Genomic DNA, 18,476 nt, shown 5'->3' with positions numbered 1-18,476 from the left:
TGTGGCTATCAAGCAATATATGGTATTGAAATACAGCAAATGTATGCATTTTCAGTCATAATATAAGTTAGATAAATGAAGAGATAATTGTATAGGAGCATTGAATGCCGCGTAAGAAAGAGGTCGTGAGTGGAACCTTTGTCAAATATGATGCAGTCGTTTTAGGTTCAGGCCCTGCTGGTGAAGGTGCGGCAATGAAACTTGCCAAATCAGGCAAGCGCGTTGCAGTAGTTGATATGCGTGAACAACTTGGTGGTAACTGTACGCATGTAGGAACCATTCCAAGTAAAGCTTTACGTCAAACGGTTTCTAGCATTATCCGTTATCAACGTGATCCAATGTTCCAAAAAGTGGGTGATTGGAAACAATTCACCATGAAGCAAGTGCTTCGTAATGCGCATAAAGTGATCCAACAGCAAGTGGATACACACTCGCGTTTTTATGACCGTAACCGCATTGATATTTTCCACGGTCGTGCTTATATCCAAGATCAAAATACGGTGGTGATTTTCACGCCTGAAGGTGTGAAAGAAACGATTATTTTTAAACAGTTGGTGATTGCGACAGGTAGTCGTCCATATCGTCCTTCAATTTTAGATTTTAATCACCCACGTGTGTTTGATTCTGACAAAATCTTAGATCTAGATTTTTCAATTCAAAAAATCATTATTTATGGCGCTGGTGTCATTGGCTGTGAATATGCATCTATCTTTATTGGCTTAGATCACAAAGTTGATTTGATTAATACTCAGCATAAATTATTGAGCTATTTAGATGACGAAATTGCAGATGCATTGTCATATCACTTACGTGAACAAGGTGTATTGATTCGCCACAATGAGCAGATTGATCACTTAGAAACATTTGATGATCATGTGGTGTTGCATCTTGAAAGTGGCAAGAAAATTAAAGCTGATGCAATTCTATGGTGTAATGGTCGATCTGGTAATACAGATGGTCTTGGCTTGGAAAATGTCGGTATCAAACCAAACAGCCGTGGACAACTATCAGTGAACGAGCAGTATCAAACTGAGGTTGAAAATATTTATGCTGCGGGTGACGTAATTGGTTGGCCGTCTCTAGCTTCAGCTGCATATGACCAAGGTCGCTGTGCTGGCGCGATTATGAGTGGTGAACAAGGTATCCAACCCGTGGTTGATATCCCTACTGGTATTTATACCATTCCAGAGATTTCATCAATTGGTAAAACTGAGCAGGAATTAACTGAAGAAAAAATTCCTTATGAAGTTGGTCAGGCGTCTTTCCGTCACCTTGCTCGTGCACAAATCACGGGAGATACAGTGGGTGAGTTAAAGATTTTGTTCCATCGCGAAACCTTAGAAATTTTAGGTGTGCATTGCTTCGGTAATAATGCTTCTGAAATTATTCATATTGGTCAAGCCGTGATGAATAGTCCGAACAACACGATCAAGTATTTTGTTGAGACAACGTTTAACTACCCAACGATGGCTGAAGCTTATCGCGTAGCAACGTTAAACGGGATGAATCGCTTGTTCTAAGGCAACGTGATGACAAAAAACTCGCAAGTTCAGGCTTGCGAGTTTTTTATTTTTGCATTTAAGTTTGATCTTTAAATCACAAAATACAATAAAGCTCCATAGCTAACAAAGCTCGCTAATAAAGAGATGATGACAGGGATTTTTGATCTCAGTAAAAGAATGACAATGCCGATAAAAATAAAATCATAAATTGAGTGTAGATGTTTTTCAGCCATTTGAGCAATTAAACAGAGTAATAATCCGATGACCGCTGCATTAATAGCAGCGACGGCTGCTGCAATCTTTTTGTTTTTGACCCATTTTGACCAATAAGGGAGCGTGCCGAAAATAAGCAGAAATGAGGGCAGGAAAATTATACTGGTTGCAATCGCAGCGTTCAGTAAAGGCGATGCGCTAAATCCTAAATATGTGCCAACGTATCCTGCAAAGCTAAATAAAGGGCCTGGAATAAGTTGAGCAAATGCATAGCCTAAGTCAAATTGTTCCGCAGTGATGTGTTGAGTAAGCACAAAATCTTCATACATGAGTGGCAGGATGATATGACCGCCCCCAAAAACCATTGAAGCAGTGTGATAAAAGCTTTCTATATTTCTAAGCAAGCTTGATGAATAGATAAATTGCAGCGCAGGAAAAAAAATAAATAAAGCGACAAACAGGATGAGCCAGAGATAATGATATTTTGAAGATGTCTGAGTGGTTTTTAAGCGAGGTGATGGCTGAGATTTTCCTTTTTTTGTAAAAGCTAAGCCAATGAATCCAGACACTAAAATTAAGAAAATTTGACTATAGCTCCACTGTGTAAAATAAATAAAAAAAGCAGAACTCAGCATCAGGACATACTGCCACATTTCAGTACAGAAGCTTTTGAACATTTGTAAAAAAGCCCAAATGACGACGGCTATTACAATCAAATGGATGACGTGAAAGAGTTCAAGAGGTACATCGGAAAAAAAATATTGACCAAAAATAGCAAATGAAGTCATTAGAATGAAGGCAGGTAATGTAAATCCTAACCAAGCAATAAAGCCCCCCCAATATCCTTTGGATAAATATCCTATCGATAGCCCCACTTGACTACTGGTCGGACCTGGCAACAATTGCGCTAATGCGACCAATTGTCCATATTCATGAGAGCTTAACCATTTGAGTTGATCAACAAAAGTGCGATGAAATAACACTAAATGCGCTGCAGGACCGCCAAATGAAATACATCCTAATTTAAGAAAAATAAAAAATAGTGCTGATAAGCTAACTTTAGGAAAATTATCTGATTTCATTTAGTAATCGTACGATGTTTTTGAACTAAGTCTAATAGGCGATTATGACAAGTATTTGAAATTAATGAAGGAGTGAGGAGGGGTAAGCCTTATCTTGAAAATGATAAGGCTTGTGGATGTTAAATTAAGCAAAATTTCCATTTCTGAAATCATCAAATGCTTGCACGATTTCTTCCTGAGTATTCATGACGAAAGGACCGTGGGCAACAATGGGTTCATTCAATGGTTCACCACTTAAGCAAAGAATTTTCGCCGTACGATGAGCAAATATTTCGACTTGTGTTGATTTTGGGTCAAGATAAAGCGTTTGCATGGCTGTATAGATCTGACCATCAATCTCAACTTCTCCATCAAGGATGAAAATCAGATGATTCCAGTTTGGCATAAGATTTAATGGAAGGCGTGCTCCATGATTAAGTCTAATGTCATAAACATTCATGTTGCTAAATGTTTGAGCTGGTCCTTGATAAACAGTTGAGCCGATTTGATATTGACCAGCAATAACACGAATCTTGGTTTGCTCATCGTGAGATAAAACTTCAGGAATATTTTGCTCAGTCAATTCCTGATATCTCGGCTCAGTCATCTTGGCATGCTCTGGTAGATTTACCCAAAGTTGAACCATATCCAAAACTCCGCCAGTTTTTGCAAAAGCTTCCGAATGGTGTTCTTCATGCAGAATACCTTTACCTGCGGTCATCCATTGCACTTCGTTTGGACCAATTTTTCCATGATTGCCTTTTGAGTCACGATGCTCTAATTCGCCGTCATAGACAATCGTCACCGTTTCAAAACCACGGTGGGGGTGTAAACCAACACCGCGTTGGTGGTGACTTGGAGAAAATCGATATTGACCTGTATAACCCATTACCAAGAATGGGCTGGTATGATTTCCTATTTCATGCATGGGTAACATGGAGTTTGTTGGAAAACCATCACCCACCCATGTGCTTCGATCGCTGGTATAGACTTTCTGAACTTGTGTCATTTGTATTCCTCTATATATCGTTCTAATCATGATATTGAGGTATATTGATGAGATTACAGGGCGATTCTCTCAACAGATAATTCCAAAAATGAAACAATTATGCAAAATTTAAATGATTACTACTATTTTGTGCAAGTCGTTAAATATCAAGGTTTTACTAAGGCAAGTGAAGCTTTAGGTATTACAAAATCTAAGTTATCTCGTCATATTTCAGATTTGGAAAACCGTTTACACGTAAGATTATTGCAACGAAATACACGAAAGTTTGCCGTAACCGCAGTTGGTCAAGAATTTTTTGAATATTGTATTAAGATTTTGGATCAAGTGGAGGCGGCAGAAAATTTTGTAGAGCAAAGTTTGTCGAGCGAGCCTTCAGGTTTAATTCGAATCTCGTGTCCAATTGGTTTGGTTGAGTTTCCATTGGGGAATATGATTGCTAAATTCATGCAACATTACCCACGTGTTCAAGTTCATCTGGTCGCAACAAATCGTAAAATTGATCTCATAGAAGAGGGGATTGATTTGGCTGTTAGGGTGAGAAATTTACCACTTGAAGATAGCGACTTGATTGTACGAGAGCTTGATGCTTGGCAACATGTGTTAGTGGCAACGCCTGAATTAATTCAACAGATTCATGAGCCTATCCATTTGGATAACCTTGAACAACTTCCGAGTATAGGTTTTCATGTCCCAAAATCGATTTGGAGATTTCAATCCAAATTTGACACAGTTAATAAGTTTCAAGAAGTAGAATTCTTTCCAAGACTCAAAACTGATAATTTTGCTGCCATGAAATCTGCAGTGTTGAACAGTGTTGGAATAGCATCATTACCTAGAGTGTTTGTTTATGAAGAGCTTAATCAAGGCACTCTTGTAGAATTAGTCCCTGAATGGGAGTTGCCACGTGGCGTTATTCATGTTGCCTATACATCACGACAAGGCATGATGCCTGCCGTGAGATGTTTATTAGATTATTTGATTGAGGAATTTAAAAAACTGAGCTGTCAAAACCATGAAATTATATGAATTAATGTGCGCAAAAAGCTTGATTAAAATATGTAAATAAATCAGGAGTGTTCATCCACAAAGTAATCGATAGACTAAGCAGAAGGATGACTCCGATGAATATGCTGATGTTGAGCAGATTGAAGCGATTAGTCATTGACGACATTCTCCTCATTAACAAATAAATGAATGAATACACCGAAGATACTGAGCGCAATACACATCATCCAAATAATATTGTAATTGCCTGTCATATCATGATTTAAGCCACCCAACCATCCTCCAAAAAATGAACCGACTTGGTGAGTAAAAAATACAATTCCACTTAGCATGGTGAGATACTTAACCCCAAACATATTGGCAACAATACCATTGGTAAGAGGAACGGTTGATAACCATAACAACCCCATAATGATGGCAAAACTATAAATCGTAAAGATCGAGAGTGGCAATGCGAGGAATAAAATGATGGCGATGCCACGTAGTCCATATAACCACATGAGCAATTTAGGTTTGGAATATTTATCACCCAGCCAACCAGCAGTGTAAGTTCCAACAATATTAAATAGCCCAACCAAGGCTAAAAACATAGTACCAGTGGTGGTGCTAAAACCATGGTCAGTTAAATAACCCGGCAAATGAATGCCCAAAAATACGACCTGAAATCCACAAACTAAAAATCCTAATGCCAACCAGATAAAAGGTTTGTGGTTTTTAGCAACAATGAGTATTTGTTTAAAACTTAAAGAAGGTTTAGCAATCGCATCAACTGCTTGAGGCGCTTGATACATTGGAGCTTTTAGCATCCAAGCCAAGGGTACAATTAATGCAATTAAAATCGCTGTGATGAGTAGCGCCGATGACCAACCAAAATTTTGTAAGAGTAAAAGTGTGGTTGGCAACATAATAAATTGCCCAAAAGAGCCTGCTGCGCTGGCAATACCCATAGCCATACTACGTCGACTTGGGTGCGCTGCACGTCCGACAGCAGAGAGCAAAACAGAAAATGAAGTAGCTGATAAAGCCAAACCAATGATTAGACCTAGACTAAGATTGATGAGAAGCCCTGTTGAGCTAAATGCCATCATCACAAGTCCAATCGCATATAAAGCGCCGCCTACGGCAACGACTTTTTTACTCCCATATTTATCTGCTAGCGCTCCCGTAAAGGGTTGAACAGCACCCCATAATAAATTTTGAAAGGCAATTGCTAAACTGAAAACTTGATGATTCCAATTAAACTCATGACTCATTGGAACTAAATACAAGCCAAATCCATGTCTGACACCTAAGGAGAGTGCCAAAATAAAAGCACTCCCAATGAGCATAAAGATGAGGGGTTTTGAAAATTTGGTTTCTGACATGGTCAATCCGCTTAGCATTTTTTGTAATTTTAAAAGATCAGTAGCATCATGACGACAGAATAAAAATTTATCAATCAATAAAATTTAGTTATTAGAATGAATAAAGCGGCACTTGGCCGCTTTATGAAGACTGATGGAAATTAGAATCGATAACCAATACCGGCATATCCCAGAATCGGATTAATTTCGATATCTGATTTTGCATTGATTAATTCACCAAGTTCAGCATCGTTTACGGTAATTGTTGTTTCACCTTTAAGATGCGCATAGGAAATTGATCCGACTGCAAACCAACGATCATTGAAATCATAAGTAAAACCAGCAGTAGCTACAGGGGCGAAAGCATCTTTAGCTTCGAGTTTAACTTTAGGATTCGCAGTACTTTCAATTCCATCAAGTGCTTTCCCAGCTTCACCTAATTTGATGTTCGCAATTTTATGACCTGCAGCGACTAGATCAGCTTCAAGGTTGGAGTTCATTTCCAATTCATTGAAGTATGCATACATCAAACCAAGCCCTACATAAGGTCTAAATTTATTTACGCCTGTTTTACCAAAATGGTATTGGAATTCGAATGCTGGCGTCCATGCACGAGCTTCTGCGACTTTACCGTGGGCTCCAAGATTTGTTACTTGGATATCTTGTTTGAGTGGAATATTGCCGCCAATAATACTCCCTGCATCTATATCTGCAATAATGATATTGACGTTTCCAGGATCTACTGAGCCTGTGAGAGGTGCTGATATATTCCCTTTACCTTTAATATCAACCTTAGGTGGAATTCCTGCTTTGACTTCTAAAGAAATATTATCTGTAAAGAAGTAATTAGTCATGATTCCGAGGGTAGTGACATCATCAGCTTCTAATCCTGTCCCTTGAGCAGTCCATGATGATAATCCATCAATTTCGGCAGTGCCACCAACTGATGGCTTAAGATATTTTACGCCATCGATTTCATCAAGGATTAATGGGCTAACAAGACCTGAGTTTATAAGTGTCTCTAATTTACGTTTTTTATCAACACCATCTGCTGTCGAAGTATCAATAGCACCTAGTACAGAAGATGTTGAAATTCGTCCAACTTCAGACTTGGTACCCTCTGGTACAGCGGTGTTAATATTAATCGGTTGAGCTTTACCCTGAGGCATTACATGTAATGCACCCACTGAAACCGAAAAACGTTTAAAGCCATCGCCATCTTTTAAACTAAAATAAGGTGAATCTGCATAACTGAAGACTGGAAAACTTAACGCGCTGATAGATGCAACTAAGTAAGCTAGTTTTTTTTTCATTATGGAACTCCATGTCCAAAACTGTAAATAAAGAGTGATTATTTTTGTATTTTTATTATCAAATTTATTTTTAGACACATTGTAGTAATAATTTGCCAATTATGTTTGGTTTTTGTTTGATTACAAAAAAAAGAGGCAATTGCCTCTTTTCTTACTCTATGCGTTAGAAACGCATGCCAACCCCAGCATAGCCCAATATCGGGTTAATCTCGATATCAGCTTTTGAGTTGATTAACTCTTGTCCAGTATTTTCATTGACGACTGTGATCTTCGTTTCATTCTGCAAGTGAGCGTAACTAATAGATGCTACTGCATACCATGTATCATTAAAGTCGTAGGTGAATCCAACTGTAGCTATAGGTGCAAAAACATCAGTTGCTTCTAAATTAACTTTCATTTTTCCATTGGTATCTTTCTTATCGAGTGCTGCACCAGCATTTTGATTAATAATATTTTGGATCATATGCCCAGCGGCGACTAAATCTTTTTCAATACCTGGATCCATTTTTAGCTCATTAAAATAAGCGTACATTAATCCAACGCCAATGTAAGGGCGGAATTTATTAATCCCGGTCTCACCAAAACGATATTGTAATTCAAAAGCAGGGGTCCATGCTCTAGCTTCAGCAGCTTTTGAAGATTGTTCTAGATTAGTAATATGAATATTATTTTTGAGGTCTAAGTTCCCCGCAATTCCACCTAACGGTGCTGCAGTAGCTGAGAAGGGGGCTTTAATATTTCCAATACCTTTGATATCCACTTTAGGTGGAATTCCACCTTTTATTTCCACAGACAAATTATCTGTAAAGTGATAACTACTCATGATGCCAACTGTTGTAACTTTATCAGCCTCCAAGCCAGTATTCGGATTATCCCATTCAGCTAATCCATTAATATAGGATTTTCCACTAATAGCCCCTGAGACATTGCCTTGAAAAGCAGAAATTAATTTAACAATACCTTCTACTAAATAATTTGGTTTACGATCTGGGTCAAGGTTATCGATTACTGTGGAAGCATTAATGTCCCCAACTTTAGATTCATAATTGTCATTTATGACTGTTTTTACATTAAAAGGTTGGGCCTTACCTTGCGGCATTACATGTAATGCACCCACTGAAATTGAAAAACGCTTAAACCCCTCATCAGAAAGGCTGAAATATCCTGACTCCGCATAACTCAGAGTAGATAAGAATGAACTTGCGAATAATGTAGGAACTAAAAACTTCTTCATTGTTTGAAGGACTCCATGTCCAATTTTTAGTTCATTTTATATTCATTAAATCATCTAAATGCAAAGCAGTTTGTTCACTTGAAATCAAATTTATTATCCTAATTTACAATTGTTAAATTATTGAAAAATATGATATAAGTTGGATTTTAAAGTGTGTGTTAATTGTCTTATTTTTTCTTTATTTGTGATAGGTTGGGCATATTGGGGTATGGCTTCAATATGCCTCAAGTGTTTTAGAAGCGATAGCCTACACCAGCATAACCAATGATAGGATTTACTTCTAAATCAACTTCCGATGAAAATAATGTTCCGAGTTTATCATCGTTGACTTCAATTGTGGTTTTACCTGTTAGATGTGCATAACTAATAGATGCAACTGCAAACCAGTTCTGATTGAAGTCGTAAGTAAACCCAAGCGTGGCTATTGGCGCAAAACTCAATTCGGACTCAAGTTTAACCTTGGGATTTGCTGTACTTTTTTTACCTTTAATTAATGCATCGCCACCGCGTCCATTTTTCATATTGGCAATCATGTGACCTGAATCAATTAGGTCTTTTTCAAGACTTGGATTCAATTCTAATTCATTGAAGTATGCGACCATAAGTCCAAGCCCAACATAGGGTCTAAATTTATTGATCCCAGTCTGTCCAAAATGGTACTGCAATTCCCACATTGGGGTCCATGCACGAGCTGTCGCAATAGAATTTCCATGACTTTCAAGATCTGTAATTGGCAGATCATTCTTAAGATAGATTGTTGGTAAAGGTATACCTAAAAGTGTTGAATTAGCTTCGGCTGTAAATGGTGCTGTAATCTTACCTTTACCTTGAATATCTACTTTTGGGGGGAATCCAGCTTTACTCTCGAATGAGATCTTATCGTTGAAATGGTAATTGATCATGATGCCAAGTGTTGTGACATCATCTGCAGTCATTCCAGAACCATCCATACTCCAACTTTCAATGCCGCTTACAGTTGAAGTTCCACTTTGACTGGCTGGATAAGTATCATTAAAAGCATCAACGATCTTCAAAAGTGCTTGCATACTTTGATTTTCTTTTTCTTTATCAGGATCTAAGTTCTCAAAAACTGTAGAAAGTGTAATATCACCATTTTTTGCAACTTCACCATTTTTTACTGCTGTACGAATTTTAGGTGCCTTGGCTTTACCTTGAGGCATAACATGTAATGGTCCGACTGAAATTGAATATCGTTTAAACCCTTCAGTTTCATCCAGATTAAAAAATGATGATTCTGCATAAATAGTTGTAGATGCAAAAACAATAGGTACGACCATGCACCAGAATGCTTTTTTCGTCATTTTGGACTCCCTGTCCGATTTTGTTGCTAGTTGTTGTTTTACATTCTTTAAGCGTTATATAAACATAAAATGAATCAGTTTGAAAAGCGTTTTTACTCATTTTTGTGATAAAAAATTTTTAAAAATCATGAATTTAAATTTTAAAAATCCAACATTTGTTAGGTTCGTTTGTGAATTTATTTCTTATTGAGTGACTTAGCAAAATAAAAAGTCAGATCAATTTAAATTGGTCTGACTTTTTTAACTTTATTAATTAACTAAAATTATTGAAATCGGGATAAATCCTCTTCAGGGCGAGCAGTTAATACCTCGACACCTGTTTTAGTGACTAAAACAGTATGTTCATATTGCGCAGATAATTTATGATCTTTCGTTACAACTGTCCATTTATCACCAAGAAGTTTAGTTTGCCATACACCAGCATTGACCATTGGTTCAATTGTAAATGTCATACCTTCTTCTAAAACCATGCCTGAATTTGGTTGACCGTAATGAAGCACTTGAGGTTCATCATGGAAAACAGTGCCAATACCATGACCACAATATTCACGAACGACACTGAAACGCTCTGACTCAACATATTTTTGAATCGCATGACCAATATCACCGATCGTCGAACCAGGTTTTACCGTAGCAATACCACGATACATTGCTTCTTGTGCAACTTTGCATAAGCGATCTGCAAGAATAGAAGTCTCGCCACCCACGATGTACATCATGTTGGTATCACCATGAAATCCATCTTTAATCACTGTGACATCAATATTCAAGATGTCACCTTTCTTTAAGATTTTGTTTTCAGAGGGAATACCGTGGCAAACCACATGGTTTACTGATGTGCAAATCGTATGCTGGAATGCAGGACGGCCAGGCGCAGCACCATAGCCTAGGCAAGCAGGAATGGCATCTTGTTTATTCACAATATAATCATGACAAATCGTATCCAATTCTAGTGTACTCACACCAGGCTTGATATGCGGTTTGATCATATCCAAAACTTCTGCCGCTAGTCGTCCCGCCACACGCATCTTTTCGATATCTTCAGCAGATTTAATTAAACGACGTGGTGCTTCATAAGTACTGTTCATGATCTTTAAAAACTTTTGGAAATTTGTGTGTGACTATGGTATAAATAGCCGCCCAATTTATCAAATGCTTTTCGTGAATAGATTCACTTAATCGGATGATATGTTGGTTAATAAAATCCGCACATATGTCGACACATTACTCTGGGTGCCCGTAAGGGTGGAGAATGCGGACATATGGAGGCCTAACCCAAACTTTTAAGGTAAAGAAAATGGCAGATTACAACGTAAGCATGCGCGACCTTCTTCAAGCTGGTGCGCACTTCGGTCACCAAACTCGCTTCTGGAACCCAAAAATGCGTCAATACATTTTTGGTGCGCGTAACAAAATTCACATCATCAACCTTGAGCACACTGTTCCTGCGTTAAATGATGCATTGAACTTTGTTAACAACCTAGCAAGCAAAAAGAACAAAGTATTGTTCGTTGGTACTAAACGTGCTGCTTCTAACATCATCCGTGAACAAGCTCAACGTGCTGGTCAACCATATGTGGATCACCGTTGGTTAGGTGGTATGTTGACGAACTGGAAAACTCTTCGTCAATCAATCAACCGTCTTAAAGATCTTCAAACTCAGTCTACTGACGGTACTTTCGCTAAGCTTACTAAACGTGAAGCTTTAGAGCGTACTCGTGAAATGGAAAAACTTGAACGTGCTCTTGGCGGTGTTAAGAACATGGGTGGTTTACCTGACGCATTGTTCATCATCGACGTTGACCACGAAGCGATTGCAATCAAAGAAGCTAAGAACCTTGGTATTCCAGTAATCGGTATCGTTGATACTAACTCTAACCCAGATAACGTTGATTTCGTTATTCCTGGTAACGATGATGCGATCCGCGCTGTAACTCTTTACGCTACTGCGATGGCTGATGCGATTATTGCTGGTAAAGAATACGCTCAAACTCAAGCTAATGCGCAAGCTAAAGGCGAAGAAGCTGCTAAAGAAGCTCCTGAGGCTTAATGCGATTTGATGCGGATTTGTCATTTTTGCGACACGTAATCGTGGCATCTTAAGCATCAATCAAGGAAAACGGCCCAGATGATTAATTTGGGCCGTTTTTGTTAACAGATACATATCTCGACCGAATTTAGGAGAATAACATGACTGCTATTACTGCAAGCATGGTTAAAGAGTTGCGTGATCGTACTGGTCTAGCAATGATGGAATGTAAAAAAGCGTTGACAGAAGCTGGTGGCGATATCGAGTTAGCGATCGACAACCTTCGTAAATCTGGTCAAGCAAAAGCTGCTAAAAAAGCAGGTAACATTGCTGCTGATGGCGCGATTACAATTGCTCAAGAAGGCAATAAAGCAATTCTTTTAGAAGTAAACTGTCAAACTGACTTCGTTGCTAAAGACGAAAACTTTGCTGGTTTCTCTGCGAAAGTTGCTGCTGCTGCGCTTGCTGCGAATGTAACTGATGCTGCTCAAATTGCTGAATTGAAACTTGAAGATGGTGCAACTGTAGAAGAAGCTCGTATTGCGCTTGTTCAAAAAATCGGTGAAAACATTCAAGTTCGTCGTGCTCAAATCGTTGAAGGTGAAAACCTTGCAGTTTACAAACACGGTTTAAAAATCGGTGTTGTAGTTTCATTTGCTGGTGATGCTGCTACTGGTAAAGGTATCGCAATGCACGTTGCTGCGTTCAACCCAGTTGCTGTAAATGCTGAAGGTGTTTCTGCTGAGTTAATCGCTAAAGAGAAAGAAATTGCTGAAGCAAAAGCAATTGAATCTGGTAAACCAGCGAATATCGTTGAAAAAATGGTAACTGGTTCAGTTGAAAAATACTTAAATGAAGTTGTTCTTGAGCGTCAAATGTACGTTATCGACAACGACAAGAAAGTTGCTGATGTTCTTAAGTCTACAGGTACAACTGTTGCTCAATTCGTACGTTTCGAAGTGGGTGAAGGTATTGAGAAAAAAGCTGAACTTTCTTTCGCTGAAGAAGTTGCTGCTGCTCAAGCTGCTGCAAAATAATTGATTCAATTATTTTGAAAAAGAAAAAGCCCTTTAAGGGCTTTTTCTTTTTTTTGATGAGTCTAAATGATATAAACTTTAGGATGAAATAAAAATATAACTTAGAGATCAATATGTCTCAGAAATCAAAAATGAGTATTGTTGCGTTAATTGCAGTGTTGGTCGCAGCATATTTCGGTGTCGATTTAAAACAGGATTTAAAACAGAGTAATGAGCACGCACTAAATCCTACAGATGCAAGTACTCAATATAATGATGCTAACCAACGAGAACTATCCTCTGCGGATAATGATGATGCCGCAAAAATAGCGACACTTTTTCAAAAAAAGATGAGTGATGTGCAAGTTAGGGCTTCTGGAGAAGTTGTTGCAATATTAAATGATGATAATGAAGGATCTAGACATCAGAAATTTATTTTAAAACTTAATCATGGTCAGACAGTTTTGGTAGCTCATAATATAGACTTGGCACCACGTGTTGAGAATATTCAAAAAGGGGATATCGTCGAGTTCTATGGTGAATATGAATATACCGACAAGGGTGGTGTAATTCATTGGACTCACCATGATCCTAAAAAACTGCATATTGATGGTTGGTTAAAGCATCAGGGTCGAAGTTATCAATAATTTTTATAAAAATAAATATATGAGATGAGCAATTTCATTCTAGATTTAAAATGCAGGCGTGATAGTTTTTATGCAATTTTATAGGCGTAATATCCAGAAAAAAGATGCAAGAGTCTGCTAATTATCTTCATTTCAAAGAATTGGGCGGATTGGAATTATTAAAAGCTCAATTTCAACGTAAGCAATTTTCAAAACATGCTCATGAGGGCTATTGTATTGGTGTCATTGAAGATGGGGCACAAAGTTTTTACCGCTCTGGAAAGCTTCATATCGCACCTAAAGGCGATATTATTCTGGTGAATGCTGATGAAATACATACTGGTTCATCCGCTGTGGAAACTGGTTGGAAATATCGAGCAATTTACCCAACACCTGAAATGATATTAGATCTGAGTCGAGATTTTTTTACAACCAAGAATGCAGTTCCATGGTTCTCGGATGCAGTGATTCATGATTTGGGTTTGGCGAGGCAACTAGTATTTTTATTCGATTTATTTGAGCAGGGCGAGGATACTTTGCTTAAAGAAAGCCTCTATTTGACGACATTTGCCAGATTGATCTATTGCTATGGACGGGCGAAATTGAGTCCAATCAACACACCAGAAATGAGAAAAAAAGTTGAACTAATAAAAGAACTTATGAGTAGTTTTCCTGAACATGACTATTCTCTACACGAGTTGTCTGCATATGTAGATACAAGCCCATGGCATTTATTACGTGAATTTAAAAAACATACGGGATTGCCTCCACATAGTTGGCTTGTTCAAAGAAGAATTCAAAAAGCCAAACAATTGCTTAAGCAGGGGGTGCGAATAACTGAGGTTGCACAACTCACTGGATTTTCTGATCAGAGTCATTTAAATCGACATTTTAAAAGTGCAATAGGTGTAACGCCTAGACAATATCTTTTGAACTATTAATTTTCCTTAAATTTGCGCCGCAATATTATTCAAGATCAATCATTACTCATCAGATGATAATAATCGATAAGTGAATCAGATTAAGATGTATTGATGAAAAAGATGAGTGATACAAAAAAGAATTTTATACATGGTGTGCTGGGTATTATGCCGTTGGCAATTGCAGTCATGCCATGGGGGTATTGGCTGGCTCCTTGGCGATACAGACTGGATTGAATGCGATACAAGCTTTTGCAATGTCATTGTTTATGTTTGCTGGTGCTGCACAATTAGTGAGCTTAGGATTGGTTTCGGGGCAGGCTTCGCTGATGACAATCTATCTGACGATATTTTTTCTGACGAGTCAGCATTTAATTTACGCGCTTAATTTTCGAAATGATGTTAGTAAATTTCCACTATTTAAACGTATTGTATTTGGCTTTCTGCTGACGGATGAATTATTTGCGGTTGGAGTAAAAAATAAATCACAACGCTCATTCGCATATTTATTTGGAGCTGGACTTTGTTTATATATTTTTTGGCTGATATTTAGTTTATTTGGGATTGTGCTTGCTCACTTCATTCCTAATTTATCAAATTTGCATCTTGATTTCTCAGTCGTTGCACTGCTTATATTAATTATAGTGCCAATGATAAAAAATCTTACAATACTTGTTGGTGTTGTGATTACCATAATTTTTTCTTTAATTTTAGAAGCTTACCAAGTAAATGCAGCGTTAATTATTTCTGGTCTATGTGGAATGTTTGCCAGTGTGATAGTTGAAAAATGGCAAACAACAGAAGGGGATTAAAAATGAGCTGGATACTTTTGCTGGGGTTGTCGATCATGATCTTTATTAATCGATATTTATTCTTGGAGCCAAGGGTAAATGTGCCACTTCCTAGAATTTTGAAAAAGATGTTGAAATATTCTGCGCCATGTTTGTTGACTGCAATATGTGTACCGATTGTGTTTTATGAAGCAGCAGAATTAAGGGTTATGTCGAGTAATCACTATTTATGGGCAGCAATGTTTTGTGTACTGCTTGCGGTAATAAGTCAAAAAGTTATCAGTAATTTAGTTTTTACTTTACTGTTTTTCTATCTCATAAATTACTTAATTAGAGTATGAACATCGGGCTAAATTAAATTCTAATTTAACCCATGCTGTATTTGCTAATTTAAGCGCTGATTTGGCGTGATTTCCAATTGGGTAGTATCTTATCTAGGTAGGCATCCATACACCATAGAGGGCCAATTAGAAGGAATTGGAGGTCTTTAAAGAAAGATGGCTTTTTCCCTTCAATTTTGTGCCCGTAAAATTGACCTATCCAAGCCAAAACGAATAGAGCAATATAGAATCCTTTCCCGAATGGAAGAATAATAATAAGCCAAGACATGACCAATAATAACGCTGCCATTGCAACAGCGAGTACAAGATCTAATCTTGCATAAAAAATAAGTGTTAACACCAGTAAAAGGGTAGTCAGTAATGCGCTGAAATGAGCAAGTATGCCAATGATCGAGAATAGAATCGTTGGTACGCAAATCCAGTGTAATGTTTTATTGGTTGGGTTTTGATGGCTATCACTATATTCATCTAACCATTCTGTAATTGTCTTCATCCTATTTCCTTCGCTGATTATTTGAATTTTATTTATTCTATAAAAGACAGTATGACATAAGATGATAAATCAAGATTCTTTTTTGTATATTGGTCACATCGAAACAATTAAAAATAATAAAGCCACTCGATGAGTGGCTTTTCGTTAAATGCTTCGCTGAATCATGAAAACTTAAGAATTTGGACCATCCACACGTTCGATGCTGACACGCGCAGTACCAGCATTGGTAATACCAAGAGATTTCGCAGCACCGTAAGATAAATCTACAACACGATTACCATGAAATGGGCCGCGATCATTTACTTTAACAACGACGCTTTTACCATTTGATTTATTTGTTACACGAATATAGCAATTAAGCGGTAAGCTACGATGCGCTGCAGTAAGTGCATTCATATCAAACGTCTCGCCACTTGCAGTTTTACGACCATGAAATTGACGACCGTACCAAGAAGCAACACCTGTTTGGCTAAAACGACGAACAGTGTTTGAAGCAACATTATTAAGTTTGTCAATCACTGAAGGCTCTTCAACAGGTACTTGAATTTTCGCTGCGATTGTTTCACGACGAATTTTATCACCTGAACTTTCAGTAATTGCTAAACTGTTTAAATTCGAGAAGTGTGAATTGAAACTTGTAGAGTCTTTGCTAATCACGCGTGAAGCAAGACTTGATTGGTCAACATCATTATTTAGATAAGAGGATTGAACCAACTCGGCATGAGTTTGAGTCAAAGCCAAACTAATACCTAATATTGATAACATTTTCAGCGAAGCATGCATCGTTTAACTCCTTGGAACCCTAAGTTAATTATCTAAGTTGCTGATAATTAACCTAAATGGTCTGTAAATTTACTTGTGCAACTGCATTTAACGGTAGTGGATGATATTCATCCTGATACAAAAGTGTCTAGCTTTATTTTCACTTTAGTTACAAAAACGACAAATTATCACAAAATATGGTTAAAAATTAATCAATAGTGTAACAAAATATGTAAAATGTGCAAATAGTGAACTTAATCACAAAAATATTTATTGACTTTTGTGAAAACAAGTAGATTTATATTTATCTACTCGCGATTTCAGTCCCTAAAAGCCACAGTGCAGTTGCATACATTCGACTACGGTTATAGGTCGTAATGACTTGAAAATTAGGATATGTAAGGTAATAAGCTGGTCCATAATTTTCTTGTAGTTGAATCACATTGACCATGTCTAAGTCATCTATTTTAACAATAGGATTGAGTGGGCTAATGCCTTGAACTTTTAATGCACCATATGGAGTAGGTTGTGTTAAGTCTTTGGCTATGATGGCATCCGCATTATTTCCTTGGTAGCGTGCGGCAAAAGCAATCGGTTGATCTCGTTGCCAACCATGTTGAGCAAGATAATTTGCAATAGAACCAATTGCATCTACAGCAGAGTTTCTGAGATCGATATGACCATTACCGTCATAATCCACACCAAATTTCGGAATATTGCTTGGCATAAATTGAGGATAGCCCACAGCACCAGCATAAGAGCCAACGACTGAATTAGCTGGAATGCCGTCCTTATAAGACCATGCAATCAAAGCGCTTAATTCGTCTTGAAAGTATTGTGCACGTCGTTCATATCCAAACCCTAAAGTGGCTAGTGCATCACGTGTGATGAATGAACCTTTATTTGCTCCAAAACCTGTCTCTACGCCGAGAATACCGAGAATGATGGACTGGGGAACACCGAACTGCTGTTCTGCTCGATTTAAAGTGTCTGCATATTGATTTTTAAAACGCACACCACGTTGAATTGTACTTTCTGCTAAAAAATTCTTTTTATATTCGTACCAAGGCTTGCTTTCTCCTGGGCGATTCATAATGTGGATAATATTTGGTAGGTTTTTTGATCCATTCATGGCCCAGTCAACTTGCTCAGCACTCAAACCATAGGTCTGCATCGTTTTTAGTTTAAAATTTTGATATTGAGGATGTTGAGCGAAGTCATTGGCTTGAACAAAACTTGTGATCATAAACGCACTGAGTGCTAAAGCAATACGTTGTAATTTAACATTAAAATTTTCAAATAACATAACAGCAGCAGATCCAATTATTATCGGTGGTAGATGCAAAGGTATAAGTGTTGATAAGGATTAAAAGTTCAACATCATTTGATTAATCGCAATGTTTATTAAGATAACATTAGGTCGTGATGGATTCACAAAAACCTACATAAAAAGTGTAAAAATGGATGAATTATGTCTTTTATTTATTCAATATTGA

Annotated in this window: 17 protein-coding genes and 1 pseudogene; 8 read left to right on the top strand and 10 right to left on the bottom strand. The window is 37.6% G+C overall.

The annotated features are described in order from the left end of the window. The first annotated feature begins 104 nt into the window (after window positions 1–104). On the top strand, window positions 105–1,520 hold the full coding sequence (gene sthA, locus AC1M86_RS01455; RefSeq protein WP_035265673.1) for a Si-specific NAD(P)(+) transhydrogenase: 1,416 nt from the start codon (window positions 105–107) through the stop codon (window positions 1,518–1,520). Window positions 1,521–1,591: 71 nt separating this feature from the next. Here the strand turns inward: sthA and chrA are convergent, their stop codons facing one another. Both chrA and AC1M86_RS01445 read right to left on the bottom strand, forming a co-directional pair. Beyond that, on the bottom strand, window positions 1,592–2,797 hold the full coding sequence (gene chrA / locus AC1M86_RS01450) for a chromate efflux transporter (RefSeq protein WP_481607066.1): 1,206 nt from the start codon (window positions 2,795–2,797) through the stop codon (window positions 1,592–1,594). 124 nt (window positions 2,798–2,921) lie between these two features. Continuing rightward, window positions 2,922–3,785 carry a pirin family protein gene (locus tag AC1M86_RS01445; protein WP_481607065.1) on the bottom strand — a complete coding sequence of 288 codons (864 nt, stop codon included), beginning with the start codon at window positions 3,783–3,785 and terminating at the stop codon, window positions 2,922–2,924. 99 nt (window positions 3,786–3,884) lie between these two features. Between AC1M86_RS01445 and AC1M86_RS01440 the strand changes: the two genes are divergently transcribed. After that, window positions 3,885–4,811 (top strand): LysR substrate-binding domain-containing protein, encoded by a 927-nt coding sequence (locus AC1M86_RS01440; protein ID WP_481591323.1) that lies wholly within the window; start codon window positions 3,885–3,887, stop codon window positions 4,809–4,811. A gap of 128 nt (window positions 4,812–4,939) precedes the next feature. Here AC1M86_RS01440 and AC1M86_RS01435 read toward each other — a convergent pair whose 3' ends face one another. The 5 genes from AC1M86_RS01435 to map all read right to left on the bottom strand — a co-directional run bounded on the left by AC1M86_RS01435 (window position 4,940) and on the right by map (window position 11,090). Next, window positions 4,940–6,154, bottom strand: a complete 1,215-nt coding sequence (locus AC1M86_RS01435) for an MFS transporter (RefSeq protein ID WP_481588481.1) — start codon at window positions 6,152–6,154, stop codon at window positions 4,940–4,942. A 140-nt stretch (window positions 6,155–6,294) separates the two neighbouring features. Continuing rightward, window positions 6,295–7,446: an OmpW/AlkL family protein gene (locus tag AC1M86_RS01430; RefSeq protein WP_092766024.1), complete on the bottom strand. Its 1,152-nt coding sequence runs from the start codon at window positions 7,444–7,446 to the stop codon at window positions 6,295–6,297. 163 nt (window positions 7,447–7,609) lie between these two features. Next, the gene (locus tag AC1M86_RS01425) at window positions 7,610–8,680 is read right to left on the bottom strand and encodes an OmpW/AlkL family protein (protein ID WP_092766025.1); all 1,071 of its coding nucleotides are present in this window, start codon (window positions 8,678–8,680) and stop codon (window positions 7,610–7,612) included. 233 nt (window positions 8,681–8,913) lie between these two features. After that, window positions 8,914–10,002: an OmpW/AlkL family protein gene (locus AC1M86_RS01420; RefSeq protein WP_481607064.1), complete on the bottom strand. Its 1,089-nt coding sequence runs from the start codon at window positions 10,000–10,002 to the stop codon at window positions 8,914–8,916. 263 nt (window positions 10,003–10,265) lie between these two features. Then, window positions 10,266–11,090: a type I methionyl aminopeptidase gene (gene map, locus AC1M86_RS01415; protein WP_035265682.1), complete on the bottom strand. Its 825-nt coding sequence runs from the start codon at window positions 11,088–11,090 to the stop codon at window positions 10,266–10,268. Between the two features lie 209 nt (window positions 11,091–11,299). On the opposite strand from map, the gene rpsB reads away from it, so the two are divergent. The 6 genes and pseudogenes from rpsB to AC1M86_RS01385 all read left to right on the top strand — a co-directional run bounded on the left by rpsB (window position 11,300) and on the right by AC1M86_RS01385 (window position 15,725). Continuing rightward, window positions 11,300–12,052: a 30S ribosomal protein S2 gene (gene rpsB / locus AC1M86_RS01410; protein ID WP_035265684.1), complete on the top strand. Its 753-nt coding sequence runs from the start codon at window positions 11,300–11,302 to the stop codon at window positions 12,050–12,052. Window positions 12,053–12,192: 140 nt separating this feature from the next. Continuing rightward, window positions 12,193–13,068, top strand: a complete 876-nt coding sequence (tsf, locus tag AC1M86_RS01405; protein WP_035265686.1) for a translation elongation factor Ts — start codon at window positions 12,193–12,195, stop codon at window positions 13,066–13,068. 113 nt (window positions 13,069–13,181) lie between these two features. Further along, entirely contained in the window at window positions 13,182–13,694 is a 513-nt protein-coding gene (locus AC1M86_RS01400) for a DUF3465 domain-containing protein (protein ID WP_481589746.1), read from the top strand. A 104-nt stretch (window positions 13,695–13,798) separates the two neighbouring features. After that, window positions 13,799–14,614, top strand: coding sequence for an AraC family transcriptional regulator (locus tag AC1M86_RS01395; RefSeq protein ID WP_481607063.1), 816 nt, complete (start codon window positions 13,799–13,801; stop codon window positions 14,612–14,614). A 93-nt stretch (window positions 14,615–14,707) separates the two neighbouring features. Next, window positions 14,708–15,405 (top strand): annotated as a pseudogene (locus tag AC1M86_RS01390) (AzlC family ABC transporter permease). 2 nt (window positions 15,406–15,407) lie between these two features. Continuing rightward, window positions 15,408–15,725, top strand: coding sequence for an AzlD domain-containing protein (locus AC1M86_RS01385; protein ID WP_481607062.1), 318 nt, complete (start codon window positions 15,408–15,410; stop codon window positions 15,723–15,725). 49 nt (window positions 15,726–15,774) lie between these two features. On the opposite strand, the gene AC1M86_RS01380 is transcribed toward AC1M86_RS01385, so the two are convergent. From AC1M86_RS01380 to mltB, 3 genes are all read right to left on the bottom strand, one after another. Beyond that, window positions 15,775–16,218 carry an Mpo1 family 2-hydroxy fatty acid dioxygenase gene (locus AC1M86_RS01380; protein WP_481586624.1) on the bottom strand — a complete coding sequence of 148 codons (444 nt, stop codon included), beginning with the start codon at window positions 16,216–16,218 and terminating at the stop codon, window positions 15,775–15,777. A 171-nt stretch (window positions 16,219–16,389) separates the two neighbouring features. Then, a complete protein-coding gene (locus tag AC1M86_RS01375) occupies window positions 16,390–17,001 on the bottom strand; it encodes a septal ring lytic transglycosylase RlpA family protein (RefSeq protein ID WP_218947276.1) in 612 nt (203 codons plus the stop codon). A gap of 283 nt (window positions 17,002–17,284) precedes the next feature. Then, window positions 17,285–18,226, bottom strand: coding sequence for a lytic murein transglycosylase B (gene mltB, locus AC1M86_RS01370; protein ID WP_481607136.1), 942 nt, complete (start codon window positions 18,224–18,226; stop codon window positions 17,285–17,287). Window positions 18,227–18,476 lie beyond the last annotated feature (250 nt).

The organism is Acinetobacter sp. ANC_7654 (genome assembly GCF_056779855.1).
Note: the sequence above shows the minus strand (reverse complement) of the source record. Positions and strands in the feature narration are given on the sequence as shown.